The organism is Actinoplanes sp. NPDC049802, assembly GCF_040656595.1.
Taxonomy (GTDB): domain Bacteria; phylum Actinomycetota; class Actinomycetes; order Mycobacteriales; family Micromonosporaceae; genus Actinoplanes.
In genome coordinates this window covers 59465-74972 of sequence record NZ_JBFAMR010000038.1, presented here as the reverse complement: position 1 = coordinate 74972, position 15508 = coordinate 59465, and the positions used below count along the sequence as shown (strand labels likewise).

Here is a 15508-nt window from a genome sequence, read left to right as displayed (position 1 = left end):
CGCCTCGACGAGCCGAGACGCTTCACCACCGAGACCGTCTACGCCATCACCGACCTGCACGTCCACCAGGTCAAACCGGCCCAGTTGGCCGCGTGGATCCGCGGACACTGGTCCATCGAGAACAAGATCCACTGGGTGCGAGACCTCACCTACGACGAAGACCGCTCGCAGATCCGTACCGGCACCGGTCAACAGGTCATGGCCGCTCTGCGCAACGCCGCTATCGGCGCCTTACGCTCCGCGGGCGTCACCAACATCGCCGCCGCCAACCGCCATCACGCCCGCGACAGCACCCGCCCGCTCGCACTGCTCGGAATCACCTGACGACTTTGCCGGGGCCCTGGCTCGGGCAGGCGTTCGTAGTCGCGGGAGTTGCGGCGGGCGCGCATCAGCCAGGACAGTGACCGTTCGACGATCCACCGGCGGGTTCTGTGGAATCTAATTTGTCAAGTCTGTCCGGCTATGACGGACCGACTTTCTCAAAGGGTCGAGCTCGTCGCCGACATCCGCCGGGGGTGAGAGCCGGATCGCGCCCCTTTCCGGGCAGCGCCCGCGAAGCGTGTCACATTATCGACGGCAGATCCGGATACGCGTCGCAGGACGCTACTGGGAGACTGTCGCAGTGTTCCTACGGCGTTACCTGAGCAGTTTTCAGCCACCGGCTGATCGAGCAGTGCTGAGTAAACTTGGACCGCAGCCGGATGACGACCTGTTCTGGCCGGCTTTCCTGCTCTCGTTCGGTGGTTCCCTCACGGCCGCCACGGCCTTCGACGTCGATCCCGCTGATGTCGAAGAGTATGCAGAACAACTGCACCATCCCGGCAGCTGGCCATTCTTGACGGTGCAGCTCGCCCGTGGGCACCGCTTGCACCTTCTCTTTCGCAACTTCGAGGGTGACTCGGGGTGGGACTACCTCCTTGAACCGGCGGGTTCCGACTCGGTCATCACGTTCGCCGCGCTGGAGGGGGGCTTCCAAGGACCGGGCCTCTCGTGGAGAGAGCTTCTCGTAGTAGCTGCTCAGACGGACTCCGAACGGACACAGGCAGAACGCCTCCTGCTGTTGTTGCCCGCTGTCGGCGATGCCGATCTGCCGCTCGACGCAGAGGAATCGGTCGCCACGGCCTTCACCGAGGTCGGCGGCCGACCGGAGCATCGGAATGAGGTCGCCAGCGAGCTACTGAACGCGAGCGGTCGTTTCTGGGGTTCCCCAACCTGGGTCGAGTACGGAGGTCGCTACGTCTGTGTCGGCTTGCACAGTCCTCGCAACGGGGATGCGCCAGCGGATCGTCATGTACTGATAGCCGAAGCGCTCGGGTCCTAAAACGGATCCCGTCCGACGGCCGCTCATCAGCCAGAAGAGCGAGCTGTCATATGGCGGCGTCTTCCCCCTCTCGCTTACTCATCGTGACGGCGTTTCGTGATGGCGAGGATCGGGAGCAGGGTTGCCGTGGCAGGCGCTCCGATCTCTCGTGGGGTGGCGCCGGCCGGAGTAGGGACGTCGACGAGCCGCTTGAGCAGTTGGTCGAGGGCGGCCTGGCCGTCGTCGACGGCGGCGCGTTCGTCGTCGGTGAGCAGGATGCTGGTCAGCATGCGTTGGAGGTTGTCTTTGGCCTCGAGCAGTTGGCCCTTTGACCAGGCTTTCGGTGTGTAGAAGTCGCAGCGGGCGCAGGCCATGCTGCGGTGCTGGCATTGCTCGAAGAACGTGTAGGTGCAGTAGCCGTGTCCCATGTCGTAGTACTGCCAGGGCGCGCCGGCTACCGCAGCGCCGCTGGTGACGGCGTCGCGGTCGACGAGGACCTCGATGGTGCGGATGTTGCGGGCGAAGTAGCCGGCGTCGTTGTAGGCCTTGGCCAGCGTGTTTGGGGTGATCTTCGCGTAGTGCTGGGTGGATTCGGGGCTGCGGTGGCCGAGCCAGGCTTGCAGCTCGAACAGGGTCATGGGTTCCTTGGCGTTGTAGAGCTGGCTGGCGATGGTGGAGCGTGCTCGGTGGCTGGTGATGTTGCCGCGAATATCGGCGGTGGGGACGCCGGCCTTGCGGCAGAGTGCCGGAATGATCGTGCCGTTGAGGTAGGTGTTGGCGACTCGGCGGGCTCTCGTGGCGAAGAGCAGGTCTATGTGCTCGTTGGTCTTGCGGTCTAGCATGCGGGGTTGCTGCGGCCGGAGGTTTTGCCATGTCTCGATCGCCTTGCCAAGGAGCGGGTCAACGGGTTTGGTGAACGAGGTGCCGGTCTTGTGGGTGGGGACGTCGAGCAGGCAGACCGCGTCGCGGGCCAGCACCTCGTCGGAGTCTCCGGGGATTGGAAAGCCGTCGTGCTGCCAGCGGACGCAGCCGACGCGGAGGCGGACGATCTCGTTGCTGCGCAGGCCGCTGAACAGCCAGGTCAGCGATAGGGCCCGGAGCAGTTCGAGCGGGTAGCGCAGGCTGTTGAGGCTGGTAGGCAGGTCTTCGGGTTCGATGTTGAGTCCGGCCCACAGCAGCTTGGCCCAGATGTCGTCGGCGATGACGCGGGGATCGGGTCCGAGCATCGCGTGGATCGTTCTGGGCCTGGACAGCGCGCGTAGGGGGTCGAACCGCCGGGGGATCCACTCCCATTCCTGCAGGTCACGGAAGAACACCCGGGTCGCGGTGAGGTAGCCCGCCTTGGTGTACGGGGCGACCGGCTGCCCCGCCCGTTTGTCGTGGGCGGCGAGTTGCTGGACGTAGTCGCCGACCCTGAGGTTGTCGACCGCGGCGACCCAGGACGCGCAGGTCTGCCGGGTCCATTGGGCCGGCTCTGTGATTTGCGGGTGTTCGGCGGCGAGCCACCGTCCAACCTTCGACAGCGGGCCTGGTCGGCTTGGGCGCGGTTGACCAGGTGGCGTGCCGTGGTGTCGCTCATCGCCCGCGCGGCGACCTCCGGACGGCGCAGCAGATCGGTGGCGATCTGAGAGGCGACCTCGTCGTCACGGACCAGCTCGTGCACTACACCGATCTTTCTCCTGCGCCGTCGTATCGCCCGCCGCCTTGAACGCGACCTTGGGCCGGCGCAGCAGATCGGTGGCGACCCGGGTGGCGACCTCGTCGTCAGCGACCAGCTCGTGCACCGCGATGACCTTCTCCTGGACCGTCTCCGGCCGGGTGACCTGCCAGCCCACCTGCCGTTTCGCCTCGTCCTCGCTCCATCGGCGCTCGCCGGTCCGAGTCAGCACCGGCGGCTCACCGATCACCGCGAACCGCCGGTCGGCATCGGCGATCGAGGCCAGCACCCGGTGGATGTGGAACGGCACCTCAACGCGGCGCTGCTCAGCCGGCCACCGTGACGCCACCCACCGCCAGTTCTTCATCGTGTCCGGCGCCACCCCGATGTCCTCGGCGAACATGCGCAACGCATCGGTCACACCAATCCGGGCGTCTGGTGAGGTTGCGAGCCGCCGTGCGGGCCCATCGGCTCAATCTCCAGAGCGTTGTCCCCCAACATGAACTGGATGCGGCCGTGTTCACGCACCAAGTCCCGCGCCTGCGCCACCAGCTCGTCATACCGCTGCTGTGTTACCTGCCCGATCGTCGCCGGCATGGCCCACCACCAGGGGTCGCCCGCAGTGCGGCGCAGAGTCCGCCGTCAATAACTACGGTCCATGCCAGTCAGGCTGAACCGCAGGTCAGCAAGGTCGCAGTCCCCCGAAAGAGGCCACTCGCCCGAATGACCCGGTGTGAGTGACCTGCTCCGCCACGCCCTCGTACCCGTTCGGAGAACTACCACGTCGAGTACGCGACGTGGACGTATCGCGGCACGATCCTGTCGAAGAATCCGAGCCTCGGCGTCAAGGGGCCCGGGACGGACACGTGGCACACCGCCTACCACCGCTTCGCGATCCCGGCGGGCGACGGCACCGACCGCGAGGGCACGATCGACCCGTTGCGTTTCAGCGCCGACGGCACGATCATGCCGGTGGTGCCCACCCTGTGGCGGGGTGACGACGACGGCTAGCCGGTGTGGGAGAGCAGGACCCGGCTGATCGCCGCGGCCGTGGGCAGGTCGTCCACGGTCACGATCCGGCTGTCGCGGGCGCACAGGGCGTACCCGAATCCGGGTCCGACGACCGCCGCCACGAATTCGCCGACGACCGGCTGGTCCAGGAGCACGACCGCGCGTCCCGGACCGGCCAGTCCTTGGAGCAGCCCGGCGAGTCCGGGATGGGACACCGTGACGACCGCGCAGGCCTGGCCGATGGTGATCTCGCGCAGTCGGGCGAGTCCGGTTTCGACGTCGCCCGGGGTTCGCACGACGGGCGGCCGCCGCTGTGCCGCGATCTCGAACGGGGTGCCGGCCGGCTGGTGGAAGCCGGGCCGGGCCGCGCGCGTCACGGCCGCCGCCGCCGGATCGAAGTGCCGCACCTGGTCGATCGGGCCGGGCCGCCCGAACAGCCAGCCCTGCCCCCAGTGCGCCCCGAGCCGCCGGGCCGTCGTCAGGTGTTCCTCGGTCTCGATGCCTTCGGCGATCACCACGGCGCCGGTTCGTGCGGCCTCGGCCCGGACCACGGCGGCGACGGTCCGGGCGTGCGCGGTGTCCGGATCGCGGGTCAGGCTCATGTCGAGTTTGATCACCTCGGGTTCGAGGATCGGCAGGAAGGCCAGCGACATCGGGTCGACGCCGACGTCGTCCAGGGCGATGCCGTTGCCGCCGAGCTGGATGTTGCCGCTGAGCCGCAGCAGGCTGCCGGGGACGGCCGGCAGGGCGCGTTCGGTGTATTCGAGGATGGTGCGGAACGGCGGCCCGGACATGAACAGCTCCATGATCCGCGGTGACAGCGGCTGGCCCATGACGGCGGGTTCGCCGTTGGCGAACAGCAGCGGCGGCGGGACCGGCGCCGCTATCGCGCCTTCCAGGGCGCGTTCGAAGCAGAGCATGTCGAGTTCGCCGAGCCGTCCCGCCTCGCGGCTCAGGGCGAAGAGGCGGTCCGGGAACTCCAGGGTGGTTCCGGCGGGTCCGCGGGCGAGGGCTTCCAATCCCATGACGGTACGGGTGGCGAGGTCGACGATCGGCTGGAACACCGACCGCACCAGCCGCCGGTCCAGTAGCTCGCCGATCGTGAGGTCCGTCGTCGGGGCCGGGCGCATGGGTTGACTCCTTCGAAGGGTGGCGGAACTCCCTGCCCTTCGGCGCTGGGCTCACCGACTTGAGATTTGCACTAGCGCAAATCAGTTTGTGATGGAAACCTATTGGCATGACAAGTGATGCGGTACCCGGCGGCGACCCCCGCCGGCTTCTCTCCGACGTGCGGGATCTCGCCCACCGGGTGCGGCGGGACCAACGGGTGACCTGGGCCGCGCTGCTGGTGCTGGCCGTCGTGACGTTCGCGGCGATCCCGTTCGACTGGTTCGGCATGCAGGTGGACTGCAAGGCCACCGGCGAGTGCGAGTTCGACCGGATGGGCGTGCTCTACTACTGGCCGCCCGCACTGCTGCTGGCCTATGCGGCGATCGCCTACGGATACCGCCGGATCGCCCGGTCGCGGGGGGTGGACGCCCGGATCCTGCCGTATGTGATCACCGGCGTCGCCCTGATCGTGGTCTTCCTGGGCGCCTGGATCTCGGTGCGGTATTACATCGACCACAACCCGGTCCCCACCGAGCCGTTGCCGTACTGGCAGATGTTCCTGGACCGGCTGGTCGCGCCGTCGGGCCTCATCGGCGTCGCCCTGCTGGTGCTGGCCCGCCTGGAGCGAAACGCCGGGCTGCTGCTGTTCACCCTGGCCTACCTGGCCGTGGTCCTGATCCCGATCGACTTCGGCTGGCAGACCCACTCCAGCGTGCGGGCCGAGTTCGTGCCGCAGCAGGTCGTCAACGGCACGGTGCTGCTGCTCGGTGCCGCCGGCTTCGCGCTGGCCCAGCGGCGGCGGCGATGACCGCCGCCGCCCAGCCGGCCCAGCCCGCCCACCCGGTGACCGGCCTGGACGATGTGGTGCACCAGCGGGTCCGCCTCGGCGTCCTGACCATCGCGCACGAGGCCCGCCGGGTCGAGTTCGGCTACCTGCGCACCCAGCTGCAACTGACCGCCGGCAACCTGTCGCAGCATCTCGGCGTGCTGGAGACGGCCGGCCTGGTGGAGCTGGAGAAGGGTTACGAGGGCAAGCGGGGCCGCACCTGGATCACCCTGACCCCGGCCGGGAGCACCGCGCTGGCCGAGGAGATCAACCGGTTGAAGCTGCTCATCGCGCGGGTAGAGACGGCCGAGACGCCGTAGGCATGTTCACCCGCCAGGGGTGAGGCCCGCCGCGGTGGAGGACCGAAGACTGTCACGGCCAGGGACGTTCGTCCTCGTCCCGTCTCGTCTTCTCCGGAGGGTGATCACCGATGACAGCCGACGCTGCGTCCAGGCCCGGTGTTCAGGTCGGCCCGACCAGTGAGTTCAGCCTGTTCTTCCACGTGAAGCCGGGGCACGGTCCCGCGCTGCGGGAGGCGCTGCGCGATCTCCAGTCGAGCCCGGGCTACCGGCCCGGCGACTACGAGCTGCCGATCGCGGTGATCCACGAGGCGCGGTTCGTGCCGTTCGACGACGACACCCGGCTGCTGTTCGCGACCAGCTTCGACGGCACCTGGGACTCGTACATGCTGGACTTCGCGTCGAAGCCGCTGAAGCTGTTCGACGCCATCTTCCAGCACGTGGTCGGCTACGAGGGGCTGCCGGACCTGGAGGCGGTGAAGAACTTCATCCTGTCCGCGCAGGTCACCGCCGGCGGTTACGCGCGCAACTACGCCGGCACGGTCAAGGAGATCCGCAAGGCGGAACGCGTCAACCGGGCCTTCCAGCAGGTGCTGGACGACCCGGCGGCGGCCGAGGCGTTGCAGGCCCCGGCGCTGGCCCCGCTGCTGGCCGAGGCCGCCGACTGATGTCCGATCACATCTCCGGCCCACGCGCGCTGGCCGAGCCGATCGCCGACATCACCGACCTGTACGCCTTCCCCAGCCCCGGCAACCCGGGCAGCCTGGTGCTGGTCATGAACACGCTGCCGTTCGCCCCGCCGGACGGCCGCTTCTCCGACGGCCTGATCTACCGCTTCCGGCTGCGCCCGCTCGCCCCGGGCACACTCGCGGTCGGCGCGGAGGAGTTCGTGTTCGACGTCGTCTTCTCCGACCAGGACACGGCACCGCAGACGGGCTTCTGCCGCACACCGGCAGGCGACGAGGTCACCTTCGTGGTGGGAGACCCCGAGGGAGGCAAAGGCGCGGGGGTACGGGCATTCGCCGGCCCGCGCTGGGACCCGTTCATCCTGGACGCCCCGGCCGCTTTGAAGACCATCGCCACCGGGCGGTTGGCGTTCACCGACCCGTCGCAGATCTTCCTGGACGGCAAGAACGTCCTCGGCATCGTCGTCGAGCTGGACTGCGCCCACCTGCTGGGCCGCGACGCCAGCCTGTTCGGGGTGGTCGGCGAGACCCTGACCCGGGGCCGGCTCAACGTGCGGATCGAGCGGACCGGCCGCCCCGAGGTGAAGAACCTGCTGCTCGCGCCGAAACAGTTCGATCCGGTGAACCGGGACCTGGAGATCCGCGACCTCTACAACATGGAGGACGGGTTCCACCTGGCCGACGGCTACCTGGGCGCCTACCGGGCCCGGCTCAACGCCAACCTGGCCTTCTGGGACGGGCTGGACGGCAGGACCGACTGGCCGCTCACCGACACCGGCGACCACCCGCTGACCCGGCTCTTCCTCGCCGACCGCCTGGTCGTCGACATCGGCGAGCCGTACCGGGAGCACGGGTCGTTCCTGGAGATCGAGCGGGCCGCGCTGGCCGGGCGGGAGCACCGCACCTGCGGCGGCCGGGCGCTCAACGACGACTGCATGGACACCTTCTTCACGTGGCTGATCAACGCGGGGAACGGGCCGGTGATCCGGGACGGCGTCGACCACTCGTCACGTCCGGCGTCGAGCGTCTTCCCGTACCTGTCGCCGGCGAACCCGAATCCGCCGCAGCCACCCGAGCACGTGTAGGCGGCGGCCGTGAGCGGTGAACTCGAACTCGACGACATCCAGGCCGGCGCCCTGCACGAGCGGCCGTCACCGTACGTCGGCGCCTACGTCCTGCTGCGGGTGAACGACCGGCAGGACGGCCGTGACCTGGTCCGCCGGCTGATTCCGTTGCTGTCGCCGGCCCGGACGGTGCTGGACAGCACCCCGGCCGCGTGGATGACGGTCGCCTTCACCTGCCACGGGCTGCGGGCGCTCGGCGTGCCGGAGGAGTCGCTCGCCACGTTCGCGCCCGAGTTCCGCGAGGGCATGGCGGCCCGCGCGAACCTGCTCGGTGACGTCGGCGAGAGCGGCCCGGAGAACTGGGAGGCCCCGCTCGGCGGCCCGGACGTGCACATCGCCCTGGCCACCCTCGCCCCGGACCGGGCGAGCCTCGACGAGGTGGTGGAACGGGCCCGCCGCGCCCACGACGAGTTCCCCGGCATCGAGGTGGTCTGGCGGCAGGACTGCTACCAGCTCGCCTCCGGGCGTACCTCGTTCGGTTTCAAGGACGGCATCGGACAGCCGGCCGTGGAGGGGGTGGCCGGCACACACGCGATCACCGGCGAGCCGCCGATCAAGGCGGGCGAGTTCATCCTCGGCTACCCGGACGAGACCGGATCGCTGCCGCCGATGCCGAGCCCGGACGTGCTGGGCCGCAACGGCACCTACGTAGTGTTCCGCAAACTGCACACCCGGGTCGCCGCCTACCGCCGCTACCTGCGCGAACGCGCCGCCAACCGGCAGGAGGAGACGCTGCTCGGGGCGAAGATGGTGGGCCGCTGGCAGTCCGGGGCGCCGCTCGCGGTCACGCCGGACCGGGACGACCCGGAGCTGGGCGCCGACCCGAGACGCAACAACGACTTCGGCTACCGCGACGACGCGCGCGGTTTCAAATGCCCGGCCGGGGCGCACGCCCGCCGCGCCAACCCGCGGGACGCGCTCGAGGACGAGCAGACCGTCGACGTACGCCTGCACCGGATGATCCGGCGCGGCACCAGCTACGGGCCGGCGCTTGCGGACGGCGTGCTGGACGACGACGGCGAGGACCGCGGCATCATCTTCGTCTTCGCCGGCGCGCACCCCGGCCGGCAGTTCGAGTTCGTCAAGACCCAGTGGCTCAACGACGGCATCTTCATCGGCGCCCCGAGCGAGAGCGATCCGCTCGTCGGGCCCCGTGACGGGACCGGAACGTTCACCGTCCCGCGGCGCCCGATCCGCCGCCGCCTTCAGGAGCTGCCGCCGTTCGTGATCACCCGCGGTGGCGAGTACTGCTTCGTACCCGGCCTCCGCGCCCTGCGCTGGCTGGCCGATCTGACCGAGGAGAGCCGATGACCCACACCACCGGCACCGACCGTTGGAAGGCCCTCGACTTCGGGCCGCCCGCGCCGGACGACGCCGACCCGGCCGAATCCGTGTTGCTGGAGCTGATGTCCGGCGGCGCCGTCGCGGTCATCACCCTGAACCGGCCGCGGGCCGACAACGCGATCACCACGGCGATGGGGGCCCGGCTCACCGAGGTGCTGGAGAGCATCGCGGTGGAACCGGCGATCCGCGTCGCGATCATCACCGGGGCCGGGGAGCGGGCCTTCTCGGTCGGCAGCGACCTGCGCCAGCGCAAGAGCATGACCAAACAGCAGTGGCTGCGCCAACGGCAGGACTTCGACCGTACGCTCTACACGCTGCGCCAGCTCCGCAAGCCGATCTTCGCGGCGGTGAACGGGATCGCCTACGGCGGGGGCTCGGAGATCGCGCAGAGCACCGACTTCATCATCGCCTCGGACAACGCCACCTTCGGCCAGCCGGAGGCGATGATCGGGCTGGCGGCCGGCGGCGGCTCTCCGGTGATGCTGCCGCGTGTGCTGCCACCCGGCAAGGCCATGCAGATGCTGATGACCGGCGACCCGATCAGCGCCGCCGAGGCGTACCGGCTGGGCATGGTCAACGAGGTGCACGCCCCGGGCGAGCTGCTGCCGGCCGCGCACCGGATCGCCGCGAAGATCGCCTCGAACTCGCCGACCGCGGTGCAGGCGGTCAAGCGGGCCGTGCAGATGGGCGCCGGCCAGCCGGTCGAGCAGGCGATTTCGATCATGATGGAGGCCCACTGGCGCTCCGCGGTGCACCCGGACCGGATCGAGGGGATCGGCGCCTTCAACGACGACCGTGACCCGACCTTCGCCGACCCCGACTACTAGGAGCCGCCATGTCACTCACCGTCGACGGCGCGATCGCCGCGAACCGGGCCGCCCTCGTCATGATCAAGGAGGAGCCGTTCAACGCGGAAGCGCCGCATCCGGCCCTGCAGGATCACATCACGACGACCGACGAACACTACGTGCGCAGCAACTTCGCGCTGCCCGAGCACGACGGGACGCTGTACGTGGGCGGGGCGGTCGGCACGCCGCTCACGCTCACCCTCGACGACCTGCGGGCGCTGCCGGCCGTGGAGCACGCCGTCACGCTGGAGTGCGCCGGCAACGGGCGCCTCGACATGCGGCCGCTGCCGACCGGCGAGCCGTGGGGTGGTTACGCGGTGTCCACGGCCTACTGGAAGGGTGCCCGGCTCGCCGACGTGCTCGCGCAGGCCGGACCGGCCGCGGACGGCGTGGAGCTGCGCTGCGAGGGCGCCGACCACGGGAGATACCACCTCAGCTCGGTGCTCGCGGACGTCGACGACCTCACTTTCGTACGGTCGCTGCCGCTCTCGGTCGCCGCCGACCCGGCCGCCGACGTGCTCATCGCCTACGAGATGAACGGGGAACCGCTGCGACCGGACCACGGAGCGCCGTTCCGGCTGGTGGTGCCGCACTGGTACGCGGTCGCCTCGGTGAAGTGGCTGTCCCGCCTCGACGTGCTCACCGAGCCGTTCCACGGCGAGTTCCAGACCGGCCACTACATCTACGAGTGGCCGGACCGGCCGCACGAGCCGGTCACCACCATGCGGGTCCGGGCCCGGATCACCGACCCGGCACCGGGCGTCACCATCCCCGCCGGCACGTACACGATCCGGGGCAAGGCCTGGTCCGGCGCCGGCCCGGTCACCGAGGTGGGGCTCGCCTTCGTCGGGGACAGCGACTGGAGCCCCGCGGTGGTCGAACCGCCGCGAGGCCCCGCGCAGTGGCAGGACTGGCACTACGTGTGGGAGGCCACCCCCGGCCGGCACAGCATCCGCGCCCGCGCCGCCGACGCGGCCGGCAACGTCCAGCCCGACGTGCCGCCGTGGAACCGGCTCGGCTACGGCAACAACGCCATCGAGATCCAGTACGTCGAGGTGCGCTGACCGGGGGTTCAGGCCGCGGCTACACCGCCGGGATCCAGTTCGCCGAGGTGCGCCGGCCCGGTGGTCAGGCCGCGGCTTCCAGGTGGCCGCGGAGCTTGACCAGGGCCTTGGCGAGCAGGCGGGACACGTGCATCTGGGAGATGCCGATCTGCTCGGCGATCTGCTGCTGGGTGAGGTTGCCGTAGAAGCGCAGCGTCACGATCTTCTGCTCGCGCTCGTCCAGGGCGGCCAGCGCGGGGCCGAGGGAGATGCGCAGCTCGGCGGCCTCGAACCCGGCGTCCTCGCCGCCCAGGGTGTCGCCGAGCTCGGTGCCGGTGTCGGCGACCGGCGTCGACAGGCTGGTCGAGTTGTACGCCCGCGCGCCCTCCAGCCCTTCGACCACCTCATCCTCGCTGATGCCCAGGTGCGCGGCGATGTCGGCGACCGTGGGGGAGCGGCTCAGCGTGTTGCTGAGCGTGCTGTTGGCGGCGGTGATGGCCAGCCGCAGCTCCTGGAGGCGGCGCGGCACCCGAACCGACCAGGTGCGGTCCCGGAAATGGCGCTTGAGCTCGCCGACGATGGTGGGGATCGCGAAGCCGCTGAAGTCGACGCCGCGGTCGGCCTCGAACCGGTCCACCGCCTTGATCAGGCCGACCACGGCGACCTGGTAGAGGTCGTCGCGGGGCTCACCGCGGTTGGCGTACCGGTTGGCGAGGTGCCGGGCCAGCGGCAGCCAGGCCTCGATGGCGCGGTCCCGCAACCCGGGGCGGGACGGGTGGCCGGGAGGTAGCACCGCCATCGCGTTGATCAGCTCACTGGCCCGGTCGGTGCTTGTCGCAGCCTCGTCGTGGACAGCGGTGTCGGCGATGACGGTCATCCGTGTGCTCCCTCGTGTTCCTCGTGTCAACGGTGGGCGCCGGGGTACTTCCCGTACGCCACGACCGGTAAACCAGCGGGGCCGTCCGACTCTGTGCACACTCAGCCCGACCAGGTGCGATCGTGCTGAGGGGTGTCCTGCCGGTACACCTTTCCGGAGTGCCTTCCAGGCCGCCGCAAAACCCTGTTTCCTGTACGCACGAGAAGTCACCACCTCGGAGGACACCATCTTCACCGTCAACGCCATCGCGGCTCCCTCGGCCACCGAACCGCTCGTACGAACCACCGTCGAGCGGCGCGACCCCGGGCCGCGCGATGTTCTGATCGAAATCACCTACGCCGGGATCTGCCACTCCGACATCCACACCGTCCGCGGTGACTGGGGCAAGGTGCCGTACCCGCTCACCGTCGGCCACGAGATCGTCGGCCACGTCACCCGGGTCGGCGCCGAGGTCACCAAACACCGGGTCGGCGACCGGGTCGGCGTCGGCTGCATGGTCAACTCGTGCCGGGAGTGCGAGAACTGCCGGGCCGGCCAGGAGCAGTACTGCACGGACGGCAACATCGGGACGTACGCCTCGGTCGACCGGGACGGCACCGTCACCCAGGGTGGCTATTCCACCCACATCGTCGTCGACGAGGACTTCGTCCTGCGGGTGCCGGAGTCGATCCCGCACGAGGCGGCCGCCCCGCTGCTCTGTGCCGGCATCACCACCTACTCGCCGCTGGCCCACTGGAACGCCGGGCCCGGCAAGAAGGTGGCCGTGGTCGGCATGGGCGGGCTCGGGCACATGGCCGTCAAGATCGCGGCCGCGATGGGCGCCGAGGTCACCGTGCTGTCGCAGACCCTCGGCAAGAAGGACGACGGGCTGCGGTTCGGTGCGGAGCACTACCACGCCACCAGCGACCCGGCCACGTTCGAGGCGCTCGCCGGCACCTTCGACCTGATCGTCAACACGGTCAGCGCGCCGATCGACGTCAACGCCTACCTGCGGCTGCTGCGCCTGGACGGCACCATGGTCAACGTGGGCGCGCCGCCGCAGCCGCTGCCGGTGCAGGTGTTCACCCTGTTCGCGGGCCGGCGCTCGTTCGCCGGGTCGATGATCGGCGGCATCGCCGAGACGCAGCAGATGCTCGACTTCTGCGCCGAGCACGGCATCGCCCCGGAGGTCGAGCTGATCGACGCCGGGCAGGTCAACGAGGCGTACGAGAGGGTGCTCTCCTCCGACGTCCGCTACCGGTTCGTCATCGACGTCGACTCGCTGCGCTGACGCGGGAACCGGCGGGCATCCGGGCACGTCACACCGGCGGAACGCAGAACCGCGACGCTGGAGGACCCGGATGCCCGCACGAGCGACAGTCGCGACGATCGTGATGCTCACCGTCCTGGTGGGCGGCTGCGCCCGAACCGGCGGCGAGGCCTTCGGGTTCGGGTCGCACCGCTCCGGCACGCTCACCGTCAACGACAGGTGGGAGTCGTGCGGCGAACACCGGCCGGAGGACGCGCTCGGCGTCGACGGTGCGCAGGAGGCTCTGAACATGCCGTTGCTGGACGACTCGTTCCAGCCGGTCAGCGCGGTCGTCTGCGCCACCGGTCCGAAGCAGCGCCCGTCCGGCGGCAGCGACCTGGTCGAAGTCGAGTCCCGCGCCGACGACCTCAGCAGGCTGCTGCCGACGCTGCGGCTGCCGGACGCGCAGAGCACGGCCGAGGCCTGCACCGCCGACCTGCCGGCGGTGCCGTGGCTGGTGCTGCTCGACGCGGAGGGCCGTTGGGTCCGGCCCGGCGTCCCGATCGACGAGTGCGGCAAGCCCCGCCACGAGTTCCGCGACGCCTTCTCCCAGATGAAGATGACCGAGGTCGCCGGCGAGGTGGTGCGGGAGCTGGAGTCCGACGCGGCCGTGTCGGCCGGGTGCTCGCAGACGTACGGGGACATGACGTGGACGTACGGCAGCTTCGACAACGTGCGTGAGGTGAACGTCGAGTCGCTGCCGGCGGCCACCGAGGTGCGCCGCTGCGTCTACTTCGTGCCGGAGAAGGAACGCGGCAACGACAAGGCGGCCGGCGACTTCCGCTCCGGCGGCCTGATGGACGACGGCGCGTGGGCGGCGATCCGCGCGGAGCTCGTCGCCTCCACCACGGCGCCCGCCTGCACCACCCCGGCCAGCGTTTTCGCCGTGCTGCACCTGACCTCGGGCGGCTCGGTGTCGGTGGAGAGGGACGGCTGCAAGCGGGCGCTGGTCGAACCGATCGACGGCGGCGGCACTCTGCGGGTGGCCGGCCCGGAACTGCTCGGCCTGGTCTTCAGCTCGTGAGTTTGGTGACGTCCGGGGCGTAGACGGTCATCCAGTGCGGACGGAGGCGGTAATAGACCACCTCCGCGTCCCAGTCGAAGGCGTCCGCGCCGTAGAAGTCCTTGAAGTAGGCGAGCAGTTCGGGCCAGTCCGCGGCCGGGGCGCCGCCGAGCGGGTTCAGGACCTCGACCGTGCCGTGGGTGAACACGCCGAGGTCCTCGCCGCGCAGGTGCGCGGCGCTCGCCGCGGGCCGGGCGGCCAGATGCCGGGCCTTCGCGGCGCTGCGGGCGGTGCCGAAGACCCACCGGCCGTGCAGGAAGTGCCCGTCGACCGCGCTGATCCGCGGCTCGCCGCCCGCGGTCACCGTCGACAGCGCCAGCGTGCACATGCCGGTCAGGACACCGGTCAACTGTTCCGCCGTCACCGTCCGGCCCGTGAAGATCGACTGGAGGTGCCCGGTCGCGCGGGACAGTGAGGCGTCGAGCAGGGACTGGAGTTCGGTGAGTTCTTCCGCCGTTTCACGCATACCGACACCGTATCGGCGAACGGATCACCAGCCGAACCGTGGCGCCGGGGCCAGCACGCCGTCCGGGCGACGGGCGGTGCGCAGGGTCAGCTCGCCGTCGATCCAGTGCGGGGTGAGGCGGTGGCCCGGGTCGAGCGGATCGTCCGGCTGGGCGGGGCGGTCGCCGTCGGTCACGCGTACGATCTCGGTCCGGTCCCGCAACGCGGCGACCGTGAGAAGACCCACAGGGAGTGAGCTGCCGCGGAAATGCACCGCCCGGCCGGAACGGCCGGAGGCGTGCGCGGCACACGCCCGGCCCGCCGCCTCGGCGAAGGCCTGACCGACAGCGGTCAGCGGGAGGCTGCTGCCGGCCGGCAGCGCGACACTGATCGCGACGTGCGGGAACGGCAGGTCATCGCGGTGCAGGCACGCCTGTGCGGCGTCCGGTAGGCCCAGGGAACGGACCCACAGCTCGGCCGCCTGCTCGGTGAGATGGCCGAGACTGATCCCGTAGTGGCGCAACGGAGTGCGGAGCGCCGTGGTGGCAGACATGGGCCCAACGGTCGCCGCCGCCGGCGAACACGAGG

The 15508-nt window shown here is 70.2% G+C and carries 18 protein-coding genes and 1 pseudogene; 11 read left to right on the top strand and 8 right to left on the bottom strand.

Annotation, left to right across the window (positions count from 1 at the left end; translation table 11 throughout):
• The coding region (locus tag AB0I88_RS25010; protein ID WP_361029080.1) for a transposase at positions 1-324 on the top strand (324 nt) is incomplete at its 5' end.
• A 349-nt stretch (positions 325-673) separates the two neighbouring features.
• Positions 674-1321 carry a hypothetical protein gene (locus AB0I88_RS25005; RefSeq protein ID WP_361029077.1) on the top strand — a complete coding sequence of 216 codons (648 nt, stop codon included), beginning with the start codon at positions 674-676 and terminating at the stop codon, positions 1319-1321.
• Positions 1322-1395: 74 nt separating this feature from the next.
• Here the strand turns inward: AB0I88_RS25005 and AB0I88_RS25000 are convergent, their stop codons facing one another.
• The 5 genes and pseudogenes from AB0I88_RS25000 to AB0I88_RS24980 all read right to left on the bottom strand — a co-directional run bounded on the left by AB0I88_RS25000 (position 1396) and on the right by AB0I88_RS24980 (position 5098).
• Positions 1396-2526, bottom strand: a complete 1131-nt coding sequence (locus AB0I88_RS25000) for a tyrosine-type recombinase/integrase (RefSeq protein WP_361029074.1) — start codon at positions 2524-2526, stop codon at positions 1396-1398.
• A gap of 353 nt (positions 2527-2879) precedes the next feature.
• Positions 2880-2963, bottom strand: a pseudogene (locus AB0I88_RS24995) (DUF6192 family protein); the annotation flags it as partial.
• Positions 2944-3378, bottom strand: a complete 435-nt coding sequence (locus tag AB0I88_RS24990; RefSeq protein WP_361029071.1) for a DUF6192 family protein — start codon at positions 3376-3378, stop codon at positions 2944-2946. The gene AB0I88_RS24990 and the pseudogene AB0I88_RS24995, both read right to left, overlap by 20 nt.
• Positions 3375-3554: a hypothetical protein gene (locus AB0I88_RS24985; RefSeq protein ID WP_361029068.1), complete on the bottom strand. Its 180-nt coding sequence runs from the start codon at positions 3552-3554 to the stop codon at positions 3375-3377. Before AB0I88_RS24985 ends, AB0I88_RS24990 begins: the two co-directional genes overlap by 4 nt.
• Before the next feature lie 410 nt (positions 3555-3964).
• A complete protein-coding gene (locus AB0I88_RS24980) occupies positions 3965-5098 on the bottom strand; it encodes an EAL domain-containing protein (RefSeq protein ID WP_361029066.1) in 1134 nt (377 codons plus the stop codon).
• 107 nt (positions 5099-5205) lie between these two features.
• Between AB0I88_RS24980 and AB0I88_RS24975 the strand changes: the two genes are divergently transcribed.
• The 7 genes from AB0I88_RS24975 to AB0I88_RS24945 all read left to right on the top strand — a co-directional run bounded on the left by AB0I88_RS24975 (position 5206) and on the right by AB0I88_RS24945 (position 11269).
• A complete protein-coding gene (locus AB0I88_RS24975) occupies positions 5206-5886 on the top strand; it encodes a hypothetical protein (RefSeq protein WP_361029063.1) in 681 nt (226 codons plus the stop codon).
• Positions 5883-6224, top strand: coding sequence for a transcriptional regulator (locus tag AB0I88_RS24970; RefSeq protein ID WP_361029060.1), 342 nt, complete (start codon positions 5883-5885; stop codon positions 6222-6224). Before AB0I88_RS24975 ends, AB0I88_RS24970 begins: the two co-directional genes overlap by 4 nt.
• 110 nt (positions 6225-6334) lie before the next feature.
• Complete coding sequence (locus AB0I88_RS24965; protein WP_361029057.1) at positions 6335-6871, top strand: hypothetical protein; 537 nt, start codon at positions 6335-6337, stop codon at positions 6869-6871.
• Complete coding sequence (locus AB0I88_RS24960) at positions 6871-7974, top strand: DUF4331 family protein (RefSeq protein ID WP_361029054.1); 1104 nt, start codon at positions 6871-6873, stop codon at positions 7972-7974. Before AB0I88_RS24965 ends, AB0I88_RS24960 begins: the two co-directional genes overlap by 1 nt.
• 9 nt (positions 7975-7983) lie before the next feature.
• Positions 7984-9324: a Dyp-type peroxidase gene (locus AB0I88_RS24955; RefSeq protein WP_361029051.1), complete on the top strand. Its 1341-nt coding sequence runs from the start codon at positions 7984-7986 to the stop codon at positions 9322-9324.
• Positions 9321-10184 (top strand): enoyl-CoA hydratase-related protein, encoded by an 864-nt coding sequence (locus AB0I88_RS24950; protein ID WP_361029048.1) that lies wholly within the window; start codon positions 9321-9323, stop codon positions 10182-10184. The genes AB0I88_RS24955 and AB0I88_RS24950 overlap by 4 nt, the downstream gene beginning before the upstream one ends.
• A gap of 8 nt (positions 10185-10192) precedes the next feature.
• Positions 10193-11269, top strand: a complete 1077-nt coding sequence (locus AB0I88_RS24945) for a sulfite oxidase (protein ID WP_361029045.1) — start codon at positions 10193-10195, stop codon at positions 11267-11269.
• Positions 11270-11333: 64 nt separating this feature from the next.
• On the opposite strand, the gene AB0I88_RS24940 is transcribed toward AB0I88_RS24945, so the two are convergent.
• Positions 11334-12125 (bottom strand): RNA polymerase sigma factor SigF, encoded by a 792-nt coding sequence (locus AB0I88_RS24940; RefSeq protein ID WP_361029042.1) that lies wholly within the window; start codon positions 12123-12125, stop codon positions 11334-11336.
• Positions 12126-12351: 226 nt separating this feature from the next.
• Here AB0I88_RS24940 and AB0I88_RS24935 point away from each other — a divergent pair, with 226 nt between their 5' ends.
• Together AB0I88_RS24935 and AB0I88_RS24930 are read left to right on the top strand one after the other, a co-directional pair.
• Positions 12352-13395 carry an NAD(P)-dependent alcohol dehydrogenase gene (locus AB0I88_RS24935; protein WP_361029089.1) on the top strand — a complete coding sequence of 348 codons (1044 nt, stop codon included), beginning with the start codon at positions 12352-12354 and terminating at the stop codon, positions 13393-13395.
• A 70-nt stretch (positions 13396-13465) separates the two neighbouring features.
• Entirely contained in the window at positions 13466-14437 is a 972-nt protein-coding gene (locus tag AB0I88_RS24930) for a hypothetical protein (RefSeq protein ID WP_361029039.1), read from the top strand.
• On the opposite strand, the gene AB0I88_RS24925 is transcribed toward AB0I88_RS24930, so the two are convergent.
• Positions 14427-14942, bottom strand: coding sequence for a pyridoxamine 5'-phosphate oxidase family protein (locus tag AB0I88_RS24925; protein ID WP_361029036.1), 516 nt, complete (start codon positions 14940-14942; stop codon positions 14427-14429). The two genes, AB0I88_RS24930 and AB0I88_RS24925, sit on opposite strands and share 11 nt — an antisense overlap.
• 24 nt (positions 14943-14966) lie before the next feature.
• On the bottom strand, positions 14967-15473 hold the full coding sequence (locus AB0I88_RS24920; protein WP_361029034.1) for a hypothetical protein: 507 nt from the start codon (positions 15471-15473) through the stop codon (positions 14967-14969).
• Positions 15474-15508 lie beyond the last annotated feature (35 nt).

What these genes read in the sequence shown, in the direction of transcription:
- AB0I88_RS25000 (WP_361029074.1), bottom strand. Translation starts at nt 2,526, where the DNA reads ATGCTCGGACCCGATCCCCGCGTCATCGCCGACGACATCTGGGCCAAG.
- AB0I88_RS24985 (WP_361029068.1), bottom strand. Translation starts at nt 3,554, where the DNA reads ATGCCGGCGACGATCGGGCAGGTAACACAGCAGCGGTATGACGAGCTG.
- AB0I88_RS24980 (WP_361029066.1), bottom strand. Translation starts at nt 5,098, where the DNA reads ATGCGCCCGGCCCCGACGACGGACCTCACGATCGGCGAGCTACTGGAC.
- AB0I88_RS24975 (WP_361029063.1), top strand. Translation starts at nt 5,206, where the DNA reads ATGACAAGTGATGCGGTACCCGGCGGCGACCCCCGCCGGCTTCTCTCC.
- AB0I88_RS24970 (WP_361029060.1), top strand. Translation starts at nt 5,883, where the DNA reads ATGACCGCCGCCGCCCAGCCGGCCCAGCCCGCCCACCCGGTGACCGGC.
- AB0I88_RS24965 (WP_361029057.1), top strand. Translation starts at nt 6,335, where the DNA reads ATGACAGCCGACGCTGCGTCCAGGCCCGGTGTTCAGGTCGGCCCGACC.
- AB0I88_RS24960 (WP_361029054.1), top strand. Translation starts at nt 6,871, where the DNA reads ATGTCCGATCACATCTCCGGCCCACGCGCGCTGGCCGAGCCGATCGCC.
- AB0I88_RS24950 (WP_361029048.1), top strand. Translation starts at nt 9,321, where the DNA reads ATGACCCACACCACCGGCACCGACCGTTGGAAGGCCCTCGACTTCGGG.
- AB0I88_RS24945 (WP_361029045.1), top strand. Translation starts at nt 10,193, where the DNA reads ATGTCACTCACCGTCGACGGCGCGATCGCCGCGAACCGGGCCGCCCTC.
- AB0I88_RS24940 (WP_361029042.1), bottom strand. Translation starts at nt 12,125, where the DNA reads ATGACCGTCATCGCCGACACCGCTGTCCACGACGAGGCTGCGACAAGC.
- AB0I88_RS24930 (WP_361029039.1), top strand. Translation starts at nt 13,466, where the DNA reads ATGCCCGCACGAGCGACAGTCGCGACGATCGTGATGCTCACCGTCCTG.
- AB0I88_RS24925 (WP_361029036.1), bottom strand. Translation starts at nt 14,942, where the DNA reads ATGCGTGAAACGGCGGAAGAACTCACCGAACTCCAGTCCCTGCTCGAC.
- AB0I88_RS24920 (WP_361029034.1), bottom strand. Translation starts at nt 15,473, where the DNA reads ATGTCTGCCACCACGGCGCTCCGCACTCCGTTGCGCCACTACGGGATC.